Origin of the sequence: Paenibacillus sp. 23TSA30-6 (assembly GCF_014858585.1) — a bacterium.
Classification (GTDB): domain Bacteria; phylum Bacillota; class Bacilli; order Paenibacillales; family Paenibacillaceae; genus Paenibacillus.
On sequence record NZ_SLTL01000037.1, the window covers coordinates 32546 to 48904 of the forward strand.

Genomic DNA, 16359 nt, shown 5'->3' on the forward strand with positions numbered 1-16359 from the left:
GCTGGCCGACATATATTTGGGAATGACCGAATGATATGGGAGGTGCGGTAACATTGAGCTATCAGCAATATGGAATCAGTCCGCAACTGGTGGAGCGGATTAAGTTGAAAATGAAAAATCGTGCGCTTAAGGAGCGGGTTAAGCAGCAGATCGAAGGCGTGACCAAGGCGGACCTGCAAAACAAAGCCAAGGTACGTCAACTTGTGAAGTCCACTTCCGCTATTTTGAACGAGCGGCTGACGGCTGCACAGGAAGAACAATTGACGGCCTTCGTGCTGGCGCAAAAAATCGACCCGTCGAACACGTTTCATCTGATCAAGCTGTGGGGGATGTTTCGTTAACCGGACATACGTTGGATGTCTCTAAATTCTCTCTGAATGCTCGATGCTCATCCAAGCTGGAAAAGGATTGCCTGATGTCAGGCGGTCCTTTTTTGCTTGTTCCTCTATTTCCCGCTTGTTTTCTGTTCAGTATAGTATATTCCGTAGCCTTCGCTCGTATTTAATTCCCCGGGTAATAGACTGGGTGTTAATAGAGAGATTTTATTTGTAATGACCGCCAATTTTGACGGATCGCTCCAGAGCCTGCCCCGCGTTTGTTAACGACGATGCACGCATGATGATCGCCTGACCATATCGATCCTTTAAAGTGTCTGTTACTTTTTCCAAAGCCCGGGATCGCTCCTGATCTTCAAAAAAGTCAAGCTGGTACAGCTGATCATCCATCAAGCCGCTTAAAGTGACACCCGCACGCTTCACGGGCATATGGTTCCAAAAGGTATAAAATATTTTTTTCACGGTTTCATATATCTTTTCGGTACGGTTTGTAGGATCGTGCAGCTTCATCTGGCGGGAAAACCCGGTCGGTGCCTCGTGCGGACTGCATATGCAATGGACGGTCACAACTGAGCCGATATATCCTTTGCGACGGGAGTCCCGGCATACCTCTTCTGTCAACTCAAGCAGGATAGTCTCCACCTCTGCAGGCTGGACATAATCCCGGGGCAGGGTCATCATATGACCGATGGATTTTGGGGGCGTATCCAATGTTTCCGGCTTGACCGGACTGTGATCCAGACCGTTAGCAGTTCGCCATAAAACTTCTGCCTGAATATCTGACTTCTTGCCGAAATGAGACCGGAATTTGTCCTGAAGCCGGGGTAAGGGAGTACGTGCGATGTCTCCAATGCTATGCAATCCAAGCCTCTCCAAATGCCGTTCCATGCGCGAGCCAATACCGAACATACTGCGAACCGGCTGAGACCATAGCAACGCTGCAATGTCGGATGGAGGAAGGACAAAAATGCCGCTTTCATTCTTCTTGGCCCATATATCTGTCGCCATTTTAGCGAGCATTTTATTGGAACTGATACCGATACGAATCCATACCCCTGTTTGTGACATTACTTTTTGTTGAATTTCACTTGCGATGCTCACCGGATCTCCGAACAGGGAGAGGCTTCCGGTTACGTCCAGAAACTGCTCATCAATACTGAAAACCTCAACCAAATCTGTATACTCGTTATAAATTTCTGTTATTTTTAATGAGACGTCGATATAATGCTGCATGCGCGGGCGTACAATGGTAAGGTCAGGACATTTTCTTATCGCTTCTCCCAGACGTTCTGCTGTAGATATACCGTATTTTTTAGCCAGCGGACACGCAGCTAGGATAATGCCTGAACGCAGCGAAGGGTCACCAGCAACGACTAGCGGTTTATGTTGATATTCGGGATTGTCGGCCTTCTCAATGCTGGTATAAAAGCTTTGGCAATCTGCTAAAAATATAGTTTTTTTTCCGCGTTCGTTCAATGTTGCAATCTCCTTTCCAGATGTCTGCTGATCGTCTTTCCAAAATATTCTTGAATGTAAAGTCATATAGTAGTATTATATACAGAACAAGTGTTCTTAATCCAATTGTATTTTCTGGAACGTTATTGTTTACGTAAAACCTAACATGGCGTATCATATTATCTTGAACGAAAACATGTGGAAATGAATGCATATTGAGGGGAGAAAACCATTTTTATGAACCCAAAACGTCGACCATCATCTCAAAAACGCAGCAGGTGGCGTATTTTTGGCAGAGTTTTGCTGATTAATATCAAGTGGTTCTCGCTTGCGGGCGTACTTGGGGTCTTATTTGCCGGAGGTCTTATATCCGGTTATGTGGCAGCGCTGGTTCATGATGAACCTGTACGATCACGTCAGTTGATATATGAAAAGGTAAATGAGAACGCTCTGACCAGCTTTGTATTTTTTAATGACCAGGTAACCCCGGTTGGACGAATGCGTATGGAGGAGGATCGGCAGCTCGTGGATCTGAAGGATGTTCCCCAATCCATTGTAGATGCCCTCATTTCAACGGAAGACAGCCAATTTTATGAGCATCAGGGGGTTGATCTAAAAGGGACGGCTCGCGCCGTCAAACAAAAGCTTCTGAACGAAAATCGCCAAACAGGCGGAAGTACACTGACACAGCAGGTAGCCCGGCGAGTTTTCCTCAGTCTGGATAAGACGGACAGCCGTAAGGTAAAGGAAATGCTGCTGGCACTGCGTATGGAACGCTTTATGGGCAAGGACAAAATATTAACGGCATACCTAAACAAAATGCCGTTTGGCAATGGCTCCGCAGGTTACAATTTGTACGGGATCAAGTCGGCTTCGTTAGGGATTTTTAATGTAAGTGATCTACATAAGCTTCATATTGCTCAGGCGGCTTATTTGGCGGGTCTTCCACAATTGCCATCTGTTTATTCGGCTTTTGACGGTAAAGGGAAATTTGATGAAGAAGGCTTCAACAAAGCTTTGGAGCGCCAGCGTGTCGTGCTGGGAAGGATGCTGGCAACAGGTAAAATCACATTAACAGAATATAACGAGGCACTTCAATTTGATATTAAAGCTACTCTTGCACCACATCGGGAGAAAAGCTACAATACATTCCCTTATTTGATGCTGGAGACAGAGCGGGAGGCCGCCCGGTTGTTGGCGCTCCAGCAAAATCCGGATCTTACGACAGCCGAGATTTCCAAGCCCGAGCATGCGGAACTTCTTCAAAATATACGAGAAGAACTGCAACGGTCCGGTTATCGGATTTATACAACGATAAATAAGAAAGTTTATAACGATATGCGGCAGATTGCTGCCAATCCGCAAAACTTTTCTCCATACAGTAAGCAGAAAGAACTGGAGCAGATTGCTGCCATCATGATTGATCATAAAACGGGGGCTATACTCGGTATGATCGAGGGCAGGGACTTTAATACTGAGCAAATGAACTATGCAACCCAGATGACGCGTCAGCCGGGTTCAGCTATGAAGCCAATTGCAGCTTATTTGCCTGCTTTGGAAAAAGGCTATACTCAGCCTGCTGGGCTTATTGATGATTCGCAAATTATATTAAAAGACGGACGTAAAGGCTATCATATCCCTAAAAATTATAACAGACGGTATGAAGGGTTGATGACAGCCCGTGAAGCACTCAATCGGTCGATTAACATTCCTGCGCTGAGACTGTTTTTGTATGAAGTTAAAATACCAAACGCCTGGAACTTTGTACGTTCCCTTGGGATTACGACGATTCAGCCGCAGGATGAACATGCTCAGACAGGCGTTCTGGGTGGGCTCAGCAAGGGGGTATCTGTCAAGGAACTGACAGCGGCATACGGCACGATTCCTAATATGGGCGTATACAATGAACCCCATTTGATCAGTAAAATTACGGATGCCGATGGCAAGATCGTTTATGAATTTAAACCGCAGGCGAAGCGTGTGTATTCCCAGCAAACCGCGTTTTTAATGACAGATATGCTCAAAACGGTTATATCGGACCCGAGGGGTACAGGCAAACGTATACAAAATGCTTTTAAAAGCTACGGTGCCATTGACATTGCCGGTAAGACCGGTACGACACAAAACTTTGGCGATGTGTGGTTCATGGGCTATACCCCGGATGTTACACTCGGCGTCTGGGCAGGTTACCGTCAACAGGTTAACACCCTATCTCAAGAAGGGCACTCCAGAGCACAATCGGTGTGGGCGCTTATCATGAACGAAGCGGTCAAGGATCAGCCCCAGCTTTTCAAAAATAAGCATTTTACACAGCCGGAAGGTGTTGTAAAAGTTACGGTCTCCAGTCTTACAGGTAAGCTACCGGGAAGTTATTCCCGTCAATCCGGTCAACTCGTGACAGACTGGTTTAACCAAAAATACGTGCCAACGGAAGTCGGGAGGGAACAACGACCACGTTCATCCACACCTGTCGTGCCGTCCAAACCGGATGCGAAGGATAAAGCAGCTCCAGAGAAACAAGAACCTGCAACGGATCAGAAGGAGATTCTACCAGAAGAAACAGTACCTTCTGATCCGGGGACAGAAATAGATACGAATGGTGAGATTAATGATGTGCCACCAACAGATGGTTCGCAACCATCTGTTGAAAATAAGCAGGAGCCTCCTTCTGAGCCAGAAACCCAGAAGGAAGCTCCAGAAAATAAACCAAGCGAAACTATTCATACCGAAACACCCGATCAGCCGAAAAACTGAACCAAAGGGAGCGGCCTAATTCAGAATGCCGTTCCCGACAATATTGACGGTGATCTGTGGGTGAAAACGAACATTAGGGTACTCTTTATTCCACTCCAGACTCTTCCACATGGTCGGGTGATGGGCAATCAATTGTCTGCCGATGCCAAAGGCATCACAACCTCTTTTTTGAAGCGTACGGATAATTTCCTCCGCATCCTGGGTCATGATTTCGGAAAGCTGACGGTTCAGGCGCATCACATTATCCTTATCCTGAAGATGATCCCGCGCGTATTCAACAACATCGACAGGGAGCTTCAGGTTGAGATACACATCAATTTGACCATCGCGTCCAACTTTCACTATAAGCTGGCGTTTGATGTTCTGAATATGAGCCTGATAGGTAATAAAGTTTTGCAAATCACTGGCAGGTCCCAACGATGCCTATTGTTTGGCCCACTCGGCTGGGCAGACGCATCCCGGCTTCCCGTAGCACCTCAAAGATCACTTCAAGCAACATCGCCTCCACAATGGCGGGAAATGGAACATTTTCCAACGATTTTTTGATCGTATGTGCGAGCTCTAGCGGTAGAATGGCTGAGTGAAAGGCAATCGTTGCAATATAAACGGCGGGCAATGTAAAAGCGATCAGAAAGCTCATCATTCGGATCATTCTCAGAAAGGAACTAATAATCCAGCGACCGTTATAATCATCCGGGCTTTGATAAAATGCAAAAAAGGAGACGGGAACGATTAAGGCAGTAGTAGGGCTGCCTTCGGCCAAAATAGTTACTCGTCCTTCCATTAAATTAGCTGCTACCCGATCTGGACGTTCTGTGCTGAGTTGCTGAGGGAACAGGGAAAAGGGATTGTCCTCCGTGAATTCCTGAATAAAACCGGGAGGCAGTACCAGATCGGAGGAGATGGCTTTTATTCTTTTTTCCACTTCCTCCACTAGCTCAGGATTGGCCAAGTCTTGCATATACATGATAGCAACTTTGGTCCGGGTTTTAGATCCGACATAAAAGTAGCGCACAATCAGCGATGTGCTGATGATTTGTTTGCGAATAAGATTCAGATTGACGGACAGCTGCTCAATAAATCCATTGTGCGGTCCGCGGATAATCCCCTCGTTCTCCGGCTCATCCGTACTACGGGCGTATGTTTTTTCGGAGGAAAGGATATAAAATTCTTCTGCGCCATCCACCATTAAAATGGAGTATCCCTCAATAAGCGAATCAGCGGCATTTCGGAGGTCGGTGTCCTTTTGGCTGTTCAGGGTGGTAAACATTTGATGAGAGCCAGAATCGGTTTTCTTATACAATGTGGCCAGAATGTGTGTCTGAATGATCTCCTGATCCACGAGTGAGTCTATATAGAGAAGAATGCCATCTTTGCAGTCAACAGAAATAGCCTGTTTTTTTAAATCATCCGTATAAAAAAGAGCTTGCTCGATAAAGGAAATATTCTTGTTCAATTCAAAGTGAGCTGCGTTATGTCCAGTCAAGAAAACACCTTCTTTTGGAATGAGATATGCATAATGTGTGCCAAATGGATTGGATTTATCCATGATCTGGCGCTCTATTCATATCCCGCATCATCTTCACCTCACGTAACGTGAATGTTTTATAATAGAATAGGCTGAAAACGAGAGACTCAATTACATATATCTGCACGCACGATACGATTCTATGAGGAAAAAGGGATGATTGCTCCTGTTAAGCACCCGATAATGGATAGCGTTATTTTACAGAGCGTGAAGCCATTCGCCTGAGGATGATTATGACGCTACGTGAATTCGGTATGTCAGTAGAGGAAGTCAAATCCGTACTGGACCGATTGGATCAAGGGAGAAGGAATGAGGTACTTTATGCGCTGGAGTTGCAACGTTCTGTATGTTCACGGCGTGGATGGATCATAAACACAGGCTAAAGCCGACCAAATGATCGAACGTTTGAGACATGACAGCGAGCTGGAGTGGGAAGAGATGTTTCAGTTGGCCGGAGGTTTGAAGCGTCAGCGGGAGCTGGGAAAAGGTGTCCGCGCCAGGAAAGGAGGAATCCGAGCTGCCAGTATATTGTGCAGAACGCTCCCGCATGCTGGATTGGTTCGATAGACATGGATATTTTGCGGCTTCCTGGCATATTACAGGGCGACTGCATCAAGGCAGCGGCATGGCTGCAAAAGCTAAGCACTGGCAATCCAGTTGCTCTTACTGCTGCGCAGGCCCTGCAAATGGCTACAGTCAATGTAGCCAAGCTTTAAACTTTGAGCACAAAACCGGCACACTTGAGGTGGGGAAAGGCGGATATCATTCTGATAGATATGCAAAAGCCGCATTTACAGCCAATACACCAGATAGAGTCACTGCTTGCTTATAGCGCAAGCGGCGCGGATGTCAATACGACAATTGTGAATGGGTGTGTGCTCATGCGCGGAAGACAGTTGCTAACAAGAGACGAGAAAGAGGTGCTCGCACAAGCAACGGTACGCGGAAAACGCATCGTACAAGGATTTTAAATGAGACTACACAGTCGAGTGGCTTTGGGTCACATCAATTCCCAAATAATGTCCCAGTTCCCGTCGAACCTCGCTGCGTGCAAAGGAGGAAAGCATGAAAAACCTCTTTTGGTAGCCACGGCATACATACAGGACCTCCACGCCTTCGTGATTCCGGGTTTCGTTGTATATTTTAACTCCCTGCCTTTTCATTCGCGCCTTTGTCTCCGCCAATTGAACAGCTACACGCTGTTGCACCCCGGTCAGGCTGCGAACGTACAGATCGGGCATTTTTAAGGCAGAGGCATTCAGAATGCGAATGTCCCGCTCCAGCACATCCAGCACGAGGGTCAGAAGTACACAAGTTTTGATCAGCCCTGCGTCTTCCTCGGAAGGCAATGGGGCCTTATTCTTGTTGTCCAGTATCTTTTTCATAAGAAATCTCCTTTACTCATAACAGGAATACAATTATAATCAGCATACAGAACAAATGTTCTTTTTATACTTCATCATAGAAATTATTCCTTTGCCAAAGCAATCATCAATTATTGGAAAGAAAGAAGGTATACATATTGTCACGCTCGTTATATGCGGCGCTTTTGCTGCTAAGCCTCATTTGGGGCGGATCGTTTTTGTTTATCAAGGTATTATTGCTTCATCACGTAGGGCCTTGGACTATTGTATTTCTTCGTTCCAGCTTTGGTCTCATTTTTATTGTTTTGTTGATGCTGCTCATGCGCAAGCCATTTGAATTCAGAAGTATTCCATGGAAATCGGTTATTCTCGTAGCTCTGGTGAACATGGTTTTGCCATGGGCCTTGATTAGTTTTAGCGAGACCAGAATTGCTAGCAGCATGGCTTCCGTATTGAATGCCACCACGCCAATCTGGACCATGTTGGTCGGACTTGTTTTGTTCGGAGCTATCTTTCATCGAATGCAGTGGTTTGGAATGGGACTCGCTTTTGTAGGAATCGTTATTTTACTGGGTATTAATCCTGTATCCATTATTTCTGTAGACCCCGTCGGCTTTGGATGTATGCTGCTTGCGACTCTCTGCTATGGCTTTGGAACGCAACTGTCCAAACGGTTTTTATCCAATCTGTCGATGTATCAGGCAACCTTTGCGACATTATTGGGTGCAACGGCAGCGGGCGGCATCATGACGGCAATGGTAGATCGACCTGATCTGTCGGTCGTCGTCATCCCTGGTGTATTGGGTTCTCTTATAGGGCTGGGGGTCTTGGGATCGGGAGTAGCTTATATTTTGTTCAATTATATGATTTTGCGGGGAAGTCCGGAATTTGCCTCCTCGGTGACTTATTTTGTACCGGTGAGCGCTATCGTATGGGGCTTTTTGCTTCTGAATGAACACATCGGCTGGAATGTTCTGACCGGGCTGGTCCTCATACTCGGAGGGGTGTTTATGGCCAACCAGCGCAGAACAGCCAGATTGGCTGGGTAACCACTGAAAATCTGCATAACCAAGCTATAAACACATTTTATGTGCATCCGCCAAACCTTCGGTATAATGCGGTTATTCGCACATACAATAAAGCATGCTCACGCATAAAATAAAAATATGGTGCGGCATAAAAAGCAAGCTGTTTAGCAGGTGGTAAGGTGTGGTATAATAAATAATAGAATTACGTGTACCACAGAAATGTCGGAGTTTTATTCCACAAAAGAAAGGATCAGGATACCATGTGTCCCCGAAGGATACTTCCCCAAAGGACGATTTGGAAACGATTTGATCTGTCTTATACTTAGCTTTTCCGCGGAGTAACGTCAAGTTGCGAAAGCCAACTCTGCGGAAGAGGGGATTGTACATGCGAAGGACCAAGTCCTCCAGGCACATCTTACCCGGTAGCTTCCGTAAGAGTGGGTTCATCCACATCAAACTTACGAGAAACCGAGGGAGCCTGTATGAGGAAAACTTACGAATCTATCGTGAACAATGGAGCATTAAGGCAGATTGCTGTCATGCTGCTCGGAACATGCATTTTAGCTTTTACGTATTATCACATCAATGCTCAAAATCATTTGTCAGAAGGCGGATTTGCAGGCCTAGCTCTGCTGGGACATTACGCATTTGGCGTGTCTCCGGCTTGGAGTATGCTGCTGCTTGATATCCCCGTCATATTATTGGCTTGGGTACTGAAGGGCAGAAGATTCATGCTGCTGGCATTAATCGGGGCGGTCGCATTTTCCCTGTTTTATGCAGGATTTGAAAAGTATTCGACGCTGGTTATAGATCTGCACGGCAACTTGCTGGTAGCGGCTCTGCTTTGCGGAGTGCTTACAGGCTTGGGAGCCGGGATCGTACTGCGATTTGGTGGGGCAACCGGGGGCGATGATATTTTATCCCTGCTGATCAGCGAGTGGCGTGGATGGAAAATCGGTAACGTGTTTATCGTTAGTGACATCATCGTACTAGGATTATCGCTGTTGTATCTGCCTGTGAAGGAAACAATGTTTACCATACTGGCTGTGTGGCTCGCCGGAAAAATAATTACATGGACGACAACGTTCCAACTACACCGACCTGTGAAAAAGGTACTGCCTGCGGCTATTCCAGCCCAAAAGGTAGTTGCCAAAACAGTGCCGGTCGTCCACAGCCTTCGTCAATAAGGAAAGGGTGTTACGTTAGAAGAGAAATCTTCCTGCGTGACACCCTTTCGCTGTATCCAGGCTTCAGCAGGAAGGCTTTAAAGTAGAATGAATGCGTCCGTTTTGGTCATGAATAATCGCCGAAATCTTGCTGGCGGTTTACTAATTTTTGAGCCTCGTTCACCGCTTCATTTTTGTGCCGGAAAGTGGAAGCAGGTTTATCATACCCTTCTTCCTTAATAGCCTAGCCATACTCATGTGGCACGACATGAATAGGCTCCTGAGGCTGCGAAGAAGCAGAAAGCTTGTTTTTCCCGTTTCTACTTGAATGTTGTTGCTCATGTTTTTTCTGTTTCCCGTCTCGTTCAGTTGGATGATTATCGTCCCATTCCTCGGCTTGAGAGGTTGCAATCACAATGGAACGTCTTTCTTCGTAGCCGTCACGAAGTAGTGCGTTAGCAATATCAACGGCTTTTTCCCGCACACGTGGCTCCAGATTTTTCATAGATGGGGGGTAATCATGTTTGGTCCAAGGCATACCCAACACTCCTTATAACAGATGATGTAGTATGTATTACCCGCTGTCCGCTTAAACAAACGGAAATCAAAGAAATGAATATATTGTAAAATGTATTTGGAGAAAAAGCGTATAATGGTGTGCAGAATACCTGAAAAGGAGTGGAGCAATTGCTTGCCTGGAGTTTCGTCTTTATGCTAACCATCATTATACATACTACAGACAGCTTGACCTATGCCCTCCGTCTTGGCGGTTTGCGAGCACGTCGAATTGGATTGGCTTTAACCGTAGCGGGCATGCTGCTGTTGGTTTCGCGCACCTCTAATATGGCTCAGGGACCTTTACTGGGAGGTATGGTCGATCAGGCAAAGGCTGCCATACGAGCGGGTGGGGCTAATGTTAGGCTGGAGCTGTACATGCACGGAGTTCTACTGGCAGCAACCGTCGGGACCATGATCGCTATTATTTTGTATCCGACCGTGGTACGCATGTCGGCCAGATGGATTGTGCATCTGGAGCATACCGGCTCTATTCCTGCACTGGTGCGTCATTTAATGGTGCACAACCGCTGGAAGCATGCAGGCTACTACATGAAGCGTCCAACCGGGTCCATGCTCACCTCGCTGTTCAGGGGAGCGATCCCCAAGCGCCTGATTACCCTGAATATGACTGTGACCGCGATATATACGACTGGAGTGGTGTCTGCTTTATACGCATCTTTCCTCTGGCCCGCTCAAGGGACGGCAATGTCGATGTCATCAGGTCTAATCAATGGTATGGCAACGGTGCTGCTGACCCTGCTAATTGATCCCAGATTGGCAGTATTGTCTGAAAAAACGCTGCGTGGGGAGCTGCCCTTGAACCGTATGAACAGCATGTACGGCTGGATGATCATCTCGCGTTTGGGAGGCACGTTGCTTGCACAATTGCTGTTGGTGCCGCTCGCATTCTGGCTTGGGTGGATTATGGGCTGACGGGAGGTACATATACTGATTTAATTCAAAAGGCTGACCCGGGATCATCTGCGAAAGATGATTTCCGGGCCAGCCTAAAATATTTTTGAAGTCTATTTACTTTTCAAATAGTGACTTATAGGCTCCATAGCCTTCACGTTCCAAGTCTTCCTGAGGTACAAAACGGAGAGCGGCGGAATTAATACAATAGCGCAGGCCATCTGGACCCGGGCCATCATCAAATACGTGTCCCAAATGGGAGTCGGCTTCGCGACTGCGGACCTCGGTACGAATCATAAAGTGGCTGAGGTCTGTTTTTTCTTTGACATTATAGCTGCGTAACGGGCGAGTGAAGCTGGGCCAACCACACCCTGCATCATATTTATCAAGCGAGCTGAACAAAGGCTCTCCCGAAACAATGTCCACATAAATGCCTTCACCCTCATGGTCCCAAAACTCATTTTGGAAAGGGCGCTCGGTCGCGTTCTTTTGTGTTACTTCATATTGAATAGGTGTCAGTCGCTCTTTCAAATCAGATTTATCGATTTTACCTGACCAATTTTGCTCAATAAAATCTTCACGCCCAGAGCCTTTGCGGTAGCGCTTGTAATGCGCGGGGTTCTTCTTATGATAATCCTGATGATATTCTTCCGCTTCATAAAAGGTTGCCGCAGGCAGAATCGGTGTAGCGATGGGCTTGTCAAAACGGCCGCTTTCACCCAGCGCTTTTTTGGAAGCTTCTGCCTTGATTCTTTGTTCTTCGTTATGATAGAAAATAGCTGTTTGGTAGGACGAACCTCTATCGTGGAATTGTCCACCTTCATCCGTCGGATCAATCTGTTGCCAGAACAGCTCTAACAATTTTTCATATGGGAAGACTTGCGGATCAAATGTAATCTGTACGGCTTCTACATGTCCCGTTGTTTCGGAGCATACCTCTTCATAGGTCGGGTTTTCCGTATGTCCCCCTGTGTAACCGGATCTTACCTTTAAAATGCCGGGCAGTTCCTCGAAGGGGGAAACCATGCACCAGAAGCAGCCGCCTGCAAAAGTTGCCTTCTCCACGGTGTTTGGATTGTTGGTGCTCATATTTGTCACTCCATTCTGAGTAAGTTTCAATTAGTTGTTATTTAAATAGCTTACAATTAAATTATATACGACATGTCCGCAAAAACCAATGGAACGACAGAAACAAACCAGCTTTGCAAATTACTCTGGACTAAAAAGCCAAGGCCAATCTACATCCTTACAGTCCTGGCGGCAGGCTCACAGAGCTATGATTTATGGGCCCGTTGAAGCTTCCTGCGGTAGAGCACAAAGCCTCCGCCCACCAGTGCTGTATACAGCAGCAAAATGAGCAATCCAGTCACGGGATGTTCTGCAATAGTACCGCCTGCATAAGCGTATACCGCAATTGCAGGAAGCTTGCCAATGGCCGTACCCAGCATAAAGCTCCAGAACGGAAAGCCTGCGACCCCGGCATATACATTCACCGCTGCCTGCGGGATGATCGGAATCAGGCGGGCCAACAGCACAGCAGCAAAAGGTTCTCGCTCCATGACCCGGTTCAAGCGCTCCAACGCTTGAATTCGCTCCAGATAAGCCCGTCCTTTGTCACGGAAGAGAATACGGACCGCGCCGTAAACAACCAGCGCAGCGAATGTAGTGCCAAGCCAGCAGATCAGAGCGCCCTGCCAGGCACCTGCTGCATAAGCAATGGAAGCGATAATCAGCTTGTAAGGCACAAATGGAATTAACGCGAACAGAAACGCGAGCAGCAGCAGAGCCGGAAAAGAGGTTTGCTTGTTCGCCCAGGCGAGCCAATCATCTTTGTAGATAAATGCGATGCAGAGCAGCGAAACATAAGCCGTAGCGAGTAGCCATTTTTTCATTTACATACCTCTTTCAATATCCCTGTTCGGCTTGTCGCTTATACAGAAAAAAATAGGGTTCACATTCCCAATAATGTGTGCTATACTACCACTAATAGAATAGTTCCCAAAGGGGAGTAGCTCAACGAGTAAAGTCGTCATTACGGGATTTTAAAATCCCCGGCTTTATTGGCAACGTAATGTTGTAAGCGAGACCTTTGCCAGGATTTTTGGAATCCGGGTAAATGGTCTTTTTTTGATGCTAAATTTGGGTCAAGCGCCGTTTCCGGATTCCGTGAAATGGCGCTTTTTTAGTATAAAGCGCAGAACTATGTACAGTATAACAAATAAATAAAGAAGGTGGGAGAAACGTATGGATTTTTTATCAATCGAGTTTTTAACCGCATTATTGTCCATCATTGTCATTGATTTGGTGCTGGCTGGTGACAATGCAATCGTAATCGGTTTGGCGGCCCGTAATGTCGATAAGGCCAATCAAAAAAAGGTCATTATTTGGGGGACGGTCGGCGCAGTCGTCATTCGTGTTATCGCTACTGTGCTGGTCACGTATTTACTGCAAATTTACGGCTTGCGTTTAATCGGGGGGCTTGCGCTCATCTACATTGCTTACAAGCTGCTGGTTGAGGAGAAAAAACATGAAATCTCTGCAACCAATCAAATGTGGGCCGCGATTCGTACCATTATTATTGCCGACACCATGATGGGCCTCGACAATGTACTTGCTGTTGCGGGAGCTGCTCATGGAAATATGTTGCTTGTTATTTTGGGACTGGCGATTTCCGTTCCGATTATGGTATGGGGCAGTACAATTATCTTGAAGCTGACTGAACGTTTCCCGATGGTCATTACAATTGGAGCTGCTGTACTGGCCTACACTGCTGCCAAAATGGTAGTGGCCGAGCCGCTGATTGCACATTGGTTCACGAATGGGGTCGTGAAATACGGATTTGAAGCTCTGATCGTTGTTCTGGTCGTAGCCATTGGAATGCGTGTTAAAAAAATAAAAAGTGAAAAAACAAGAAAACAAGCGCTGCACGCCTAAGCTAAGTACACTGAAATCATCGTAGCTGAAACTGGACGCTCATGCATAGAGGCTGTTCCGTCAGGTCCAACTGGATCGGGGACGGCCTCTTTTCTTTGCTTGTCAGTGGACTTCCATGTAAACTAGACAACAGAAGAAATGAGTCATCAGAGGTGGGTATGATATGAATAAGCAAACGAAAACAAGAGTGGCTATTGCAGGTCTGGGCGGTATTGCCCGCAAAGTGTATTTGCCGCTGCTGACTGCACACGAAGGTGTAGATATTGTAGGTGTCATGAACCGTTCGCAGGAGCCGGTTAGTTCCATTATGGAGCAGTACAGGCTGCCGAGAGGAACGACAGATGTGAAGGAAATGCTGGGATGGGAGCCGGAGGCTGTATTCATACATGCTGCGACCGAAGCCCATTTTGATCTGGTTATGGCGTGTATTGAGAAAGGTGTTGCGGTGTATGTGGATAAACCGCTGTCCTATGATGTGCGTCAAAACCTGGAAATGACCGCGTTTGCGGAGGCACAGGCTGTGTTGCTGGCGGTCGGCTTTAACCGACGTTTTGCCCCGCATTATGTAGCTGCTAAAGCGTGGCTGGAGGAAGCAGGTGGTTTCAGCCAATGCGCGGCGATCAAGCATCGGACGGGATATGATCCGAGACCTGCGGCACAGACGGTTTATGATGATTTGATTCATATGCTCGATCTGCTATTGTGGCTGGGTGGCGATGATTATGAGCTGCTGCATAGCAGTCTGGACACGACGAGTGAAGGATATATGAACGCTGCTTTCGGGTCCGTACGTTTGGAAAATGCCTCCGGTAGCTACAGTATGAACAGACAGGCAGGGGCTGACATTGAGAAGGTGGAGCTGCATGGTGCAGGTCGTTCCGTTGAGGTGACCAACATGGAACAGGCTATTTTTATGCAAAAAAATAAGCCGCCATTGTCACATTCATTCGGAAGCTGGGACACGATTTTGGAAAGACGGGGATTCACCGGAGTGGTAAATCATTTTCTGGAGCATATTCATCGTCCAGAGGAATGCAGTGTGCGTGCTGGCAGGGTGCTGGAAAGTCATATGTTGGCGGACGAACTCATTAGCCGTTTGGTTGACTAACACAAAACGAACGACAGCCGTCAAGGTTGTCCAGACATCTAGAAACAGATTGAAGGAGAAATGAACGAATGGAAGAGCACAACCGCGGTAAACAGCTAGAAGAAGCTATCATCGAAAATTATAAGCAGGAAGAGGATATGATGATCCTTGTGTTTGCGCAATGGTGCATCAATCACGGGCTGGAGCCAGAGGAACTGTATCGTGCAGCTTATCCGCAGCAGGATAGCAATGAGCGTCTGCTCCGAGTACGTAAGCTGACCGTATCGCGTGAAGAAGCGGGAGATATCCTGCTGGACACAGTATTAGGAGTACTGTCTATGTTCGGAAATGAGGACTTGGCGATGGTCGTATCGGAAGCGGCTGCCCAACTCCCGCCGGAACGGATATAAGGTCCTCCAGCCGCATGTACTCAGGACGTTGTTGAAAGAGAGGGTAAGCCGATGATGGATGGTATAACCGCACCAAACACCTGTAAAGGGTGTGAAAGGGACATCGCTATTTCGGAAGAGCAAATTACCAGAATCATAAACAACATGAGGCCCAGAATGGAATGTGTGACCGATGATGTGTACGAGACCAGACTGTTAGCCTGCTCGCAATGCGATGAGTTAATGGGTGGGCATACGTGCAGGATCAGCGGAAGTATCGTCCGTGTACGTGCTCTGGCAGTCAATCAAAATTGTCCCGGCTATAGCGGCTCTCGCTGGCATGGGACATCATTGAAATGAAATAGGTTCAGACTCCACTGAACATGCGGCTGTTTCTGTGATTAAGACTAATCCGGCTACTTACTTCATTATTTGAAATTTTCATTTGAAGCTTTCGCTGTTCATCTAAAGCCCGCGATCACGAGTTAAAGTGGTCATACCAGGGTCTGCCTTGAGGGCAGACTTTTTGGTTTGGGTGGAGCAATGGCTTAACGATTGACAAATAGAAGGCAATAAAATATATTAAACATGTAAAATGTTTTTATTTAATTATTAATATTTATATTAATAATAGCTGTTACATTGGATGATTGTAAACGTTTAGATGAAAAAGAGATCAGGTCTACGGAGGCCACTGAAAAAGTCCCCCAGCTCACCAAAAGAGACAGTTCCTCATTTTTTTTGAGGAGTCTGTCTCTTTTTTTCGGTATAATTGAAGTATCTTATCCAAGGTTGGTGATCCCTGTGCTCCCGAAACAGCAGAGCTTTTTGTTGAGTCCGTATACAGAA

20 protein-coding genes and 1 pseudogene are annotated in these 16359 nt (G+C 46.7%); 14 read left to right on the forward strand and 7 right to left on the reverse strand.

Features of this window, described 5'->3' with window-relative positions; translation table 11 throughout:
• The first annotated feature begins 53 nt into the window (after window positions 1-53).
• The gene (locus tag E0698_RS23445; RefSeq protein WP_014282284.1) at window positions 54-341 is read left to right on the forward strand and encodes a stage VI sporulation protein F; all 288 of its coding nucleotides are present in this window, start codon (window positions 54-56) and stop codon (window positions 339-341) included.
• A gap of 201 nt (window positions 342-542) precedes the next feature.
• On the opposite strand, the gene E0698_RS23450 is transcribed toward E0698_RS23445, so the two are convergent.
• Window positions 543-1811 (reverse strand): DNA polymerase IV, encoded by a 1269-nt coding sequence (locus E0698_RS23450; RefSeq protein WP_192513063.1) that lies wholly within the window; start codon window positions 1809-1811, stop codon window positions 543-545.
• 216 nt (window positions 1812-2027) lie between these two features.
• Between E0698_RS23450 and E0698_RS23455 the strand changes: the two genes are divergently transcribed.
• On the forward strand, window positions 2028-4544 hold the full coding sequence (locus E0698_RS23455; protein ID WP_192513064.1) for a transglycosylase domain-containing protein: 2517 nt from the start codon (window positions 2028-2030) through the stop codon (window positions 4542-4544).
• Between the two features lie 15 nt (window positions 4545-4559).
• Here E0698_RS23455 and E0698_RS23460 read toward each other — a convergent pair whose 3' ends face one another.
• Together E0698_RS23460 and E0698_RS23465 are read right to left on the reverse strand one after the other, a co-directional pair.
• Window positions 4560-4961, reverse strand: coding sequence for a Ger(x)C family spore germination C-terminal domain-containing protein (locus E0698_RS23460; protein WP_238354115.1), 402 nt, complete (start codon window positions 4959-4961; stop codon window positions 4560-4562).
• Window positions 4945-6093 carry a spore germination protein gene (locus tag E0698_RS23465; protein WP_238354116.1) on the reverse strand — a complete coding sequence of 383 codons (1149 nt, stop codon included), beginning with the start codon at window positions 6091-6093 and terminating at the stop codon, window positions 4945-4947. The genes E0698_RS23460 and E0698_RS23465 overlap by 17 nt, the downstream gene beginning before the upstream one ends.
• A gap of 93 nt (window positions 6094-6186) precedes the next feature.
• Here E0698_RS23465 and E0698_RS27535 point away from each other — a divergent pair.
• The 5 genes and pseudogenes from E0698_RS27535 to E0698_RS23485 all read left to right on the forward strand — a co-directional run.
• Window positions 6187-6297, forward strand: a pseudogene (locus tag E0698_RS27535) (hypothetical protein); the annotation flags it as partial.
• A 2-nt stretch (window positions 6298-6299) separates the two neighbouring features.
• Complete coding sequence (locus E0698_RS23470) at window positions 6300-6455, forward strand: hypothetical protein (RefSeq protein ID WP_192513065.1); 156 nt, start codon at window positions 6300-6302, stop codon at window positions 6453-6455.
• A 10-nt stretch (window positions 6456-6465) separates the two neighbouring features.
• Window positions 6466-6639 carry a hypothetical protein gene (locus E0698_RS23475; RefSeq protein WP_192513066.1) on the forward strand — a complete coding sequence of 58 codons (174 nt, stop codon included), beginning with the start codon at window positions 6466-6468 and terminating at the stop codon, window positions 6637-6639.
• A gap of 2 nt (window positions 6640-6641) precedes the next feature.
• Window positions 6642-6788 (forward strand): hypothetical protein, encoded by a 147-nt coding sequence (locus E0698_RS23480; protein WP_192513067.1) that lies wholly within the window; start codon window positions 6642-6644, stop codon window positions 6786-6788.
• 60 nt (window positions 6789-6848) lie between these two features.
• Window positions 6849-7043, forward strand: coding sequence for a hypothetical protein (locus tag E0698_RS23485; RefSeq protein WP_192513068.1), 195 nt, complete (start codon window positions 6849-6851; stop codon window positions 7041-7043).
• Between the two features lie 6 nt (window positions 7044-7049).
• On the opposite strand, the gene E0698_RS23490 is transcribed toward E0698_RS23485, so the two are convergent.
• A complete protein-coding gene (locus tag E0698_RS23490; RefSeq protein WP_134913660.1) occupies window positions 7050-7457 on the reverse strand; it encodes a hypothetical protein in 408 nt (135 codons plus the stop codon).
• Between the two features lie 137 nt (window positions 7458-7594).
• On the opposite strand from E0698_RS23490, the gene E0698_RS23495 reads away from it, so the two are divergent.
• Together E0698_RS23495 and E0698_RS23500 are read left to right on the forward strand one after the other, a co-directional pair.
• Entirely contained in the window at window positions 7595-8485 is an 891-nt protein-coding gene (locus tag E0698_RS23495; protein WP_192513069.1) for a DMT family transporter, read from the forward strand.
• Between the two features lie 461 nt (window positions 8486-8946).
• Complete coding sequence (locus E0698_RS23500) at window positions 8947-9651, forward strand: YitT family protein (RefSeq protein ID WP_014282274.1); 705 nt, start codon at window positions 8947-8949, stop codon at window positions 9649-9651.
• A 223-nt stretch (window positions 9652-9874) separates the two neighbouring features.
• Here E0698_RS23500 and E0698_RS27145 read toward each other — a convergent pair whose 3' ends face one another.
• Window positions 9875-10168 carry a hypothetical protein gene (locus tag E0698_RS27145; RefSeq protein WP_238354117.1) on the reverse strand — a complete coding sequence of 98 codons (294 nt, stop codon included), beginning with the start codon at window positions 10166-10168 and terminating at the stop codon, window positions 9875-9877.
• Between the two features lie 149 nt (window positions 10169-10317).
• On the opposite strand from E0698_RS27145, the gene E0698_RS23510 reads away from it, so the two are divergent.
• Window positions 10318-11121, forward strand: coding sequence for a lipid II flippase Amj family protein (locus tag E0698_RS23510; protein ID WP_137063600.1), 804 nt, complete (start codon window positions 10318-10320; stop codon window positions 11119-11121).
• A 96-nt stretch (window positions 11122-11217) separates the two neighbouring features.
• On the opposite strand, the gene msrA is transcribed toward E0698_RS23510, so the two are convergent.
• Both msrA and E0698_RS23520 read right to left on the reverse strand, forming a co-directional pair.
• Window positions 11218-12189 (reverse strand): peptide-methionine (S)-S-oxide reductase MsrA, encoded by a 972-nt coding sequence (gene msrA / locus E0698_RS23515; RefSeq protein WP_192513070.1) that lies wholly within the window; start codon window positions 12187-12189, stop codon window positions 11218-11220.
• A gap of 185 nt (window positions 12190-12374) precedes the next feature.
• Entirely contained in the window at window positions 12375-12992 is a 618-nt protein-coding gene (locus tag E0698_RS23520; protein ID WP_134913669.1) for a TVP38/TMEM64 family protein, read from the reverse strand.
• A gap of 352 nt (window positions 12993-13344) precedes the next feature.
• Between E0698_RS23520 and E0698_RS23525 the strand changes: the two genes are divergently transcribed.
• From E0698_RS23525 to E0698_RS23540, 4 genes are all read left to right on the forward strand, one after another.
• Window positions 13345-14034, forward strand: a complete 690-nt coding sequence (locus E0698_RS23525) for a TerC family protein (protein ID WP_134913671.1) — start codon at window positions 13345-13347, stop codon at window positions 14032-14034.
• A 163-nt stretch (window positions 14035-14197) separates the two neighbouring features.
• On the forward strand, window positions 14198-15142 hold the full coding sequence (locus E0698_RS23530; RefSeq protein ID WP_192513071.1) for a Gfo/Idh/MocA family protein: 945 nt from the start codon (window positions 14198-14200) through the stop codon (window positions 15140-15142).
• 68 nt (window positions 15143-15210) lie between these two features.
• Window positions 15211-15531 (forward strand): hypothetical protein, encoded by a 321-nt coding sequence (locus tag E0698_RS23535; RefSeq protein ID WP_192513072.1) that lies wholly within the window; start codon window positions 15211-15213, stop codon window positions 15529-15531.
• Between the two features lie 51 nt (window positions 15532-15582).
• Window positions 15583-15870, forward strand: a complete 288-nt coding sequence (locus tag E0698_RS23540) for a DUF6171 family protein (RefSeq protein ID WP_443146921.1) — start codon at window positions 15583-15585, stop codon at window positions 15868-15870.
• Window positions 15871-16359 lie beyond the last annotated feature (489 nt).

What these genes read in the sequence shown, in the direction of transcription:
- E0698_RS23470 (WP_192513065.1), top strand. Translation starts at nt 6,300, where the DNA reads ATGATTATGACGCTACGTGAATTCGGTATGTCAGTAGAGGAAGTCAAA.
- E0698_RS23480 (WP_192513067.1), top strand. Translation starts at nt 6,642, where the DNA reads ATGGATATTTTGCGGCTTCCTGGCATATTACAGGGCGACTGCATCAAG.
- E0698_RS23540 (WP_443146921.1), top strand. Translation starts at nt 15,583, where the DNA reads ATGATGGATGGTATAACCGCACCAAACACCTGTAAAGGGTGTGAAAGG.
- E0698_RS23535 (WP_192513072.1), top strand. Translation starts at nt 15,211, where the DNA reads ATGGAAGAGCACAACCGCGGTAAACAGCTAGAAGAAGCTATCATCGAA.
- E0698_RS23500 (WP_014282274.1), top strand. Translation starts at nt 8,947, where the DNA reads ATGAGGAAAACTTACGAATCTATCGTGAACAATGGAGCATTAAGGCAG.
- E0698_RS23525 (WP_134913671.1), top strand. Translation starts at nt 13,345, where the DNA reads ATGGATTTTTTATCAATCGAGTTTTTAACCGCATTATTGTCCATCATT.
- E0698_RS27145 (WP_238354117.1), bottom strand. Translation starts at nt 10,168, where the DNA reads ATGCCTTGGACCAAACATGATTACCCCCCATCTATGAAAAATCTGGAG.
- E0698_RS23455 (WP_192513064.1), top strand. Translation starts at nt 2,028, where the DNA reads ATGAACCCAAAACGTCGACCATCATCTCAAAAACGCAGCAGGTGGCGT.
- E0698_RS23465 (WP_238354116.1), bottom strand. Translation starts at nt 6,093, where the DNA reads ATGGATAAATCCAATCCATTTGGCACACATTATGCATATCTCATTCCA.
- E0698_RS23520 (WP_134913669.1), bottom strand. Translation starts at nt 12,992, where the DNA reads ATGAAAAAATGGCTACTCGCTACGGCTTATGTTTCGCTGCTCTGCATC.
- E0698_RS23475 (WP_192513066.1), top strand. Translation starts at nt 6,466, where the DNA reads ATGATCGAACGTTTGAGACATGACAGCGAGCTGGAGTGGGAAGAGATG.
- msrA (WP_192513070.1), bottom strand. Translation starts at nt 12,189, where the DNA reads ATGAGCACCAACAATCCAAACACCGTGGAGAAGGCAACTTTTGCAGGC.
- E0698_RS23530 (WP_192513071.1), top strand. Translation starts at nt 14,198, where the DNA reads ATGAATAAGCAAACGAAAACAAGAGTGGCTATTGCAGGTCTGGGCGGT.
- E0698_RS23485 (WP_192513068.1), top strand. Translation starts at nt 6,849, where the DNA reads ATGCAAAAGCCGCATTTACAGCCAATACACCAGATAGAGTCACTGCTT.
- E0698_RS23490 (WP_134913660.1), bottom strand. Translation starts at nt 7,457, where the DNA reads ATGAAAAAGATACTGGACAACAAGAATAAGGCCCCATTGCCTTCCGAG.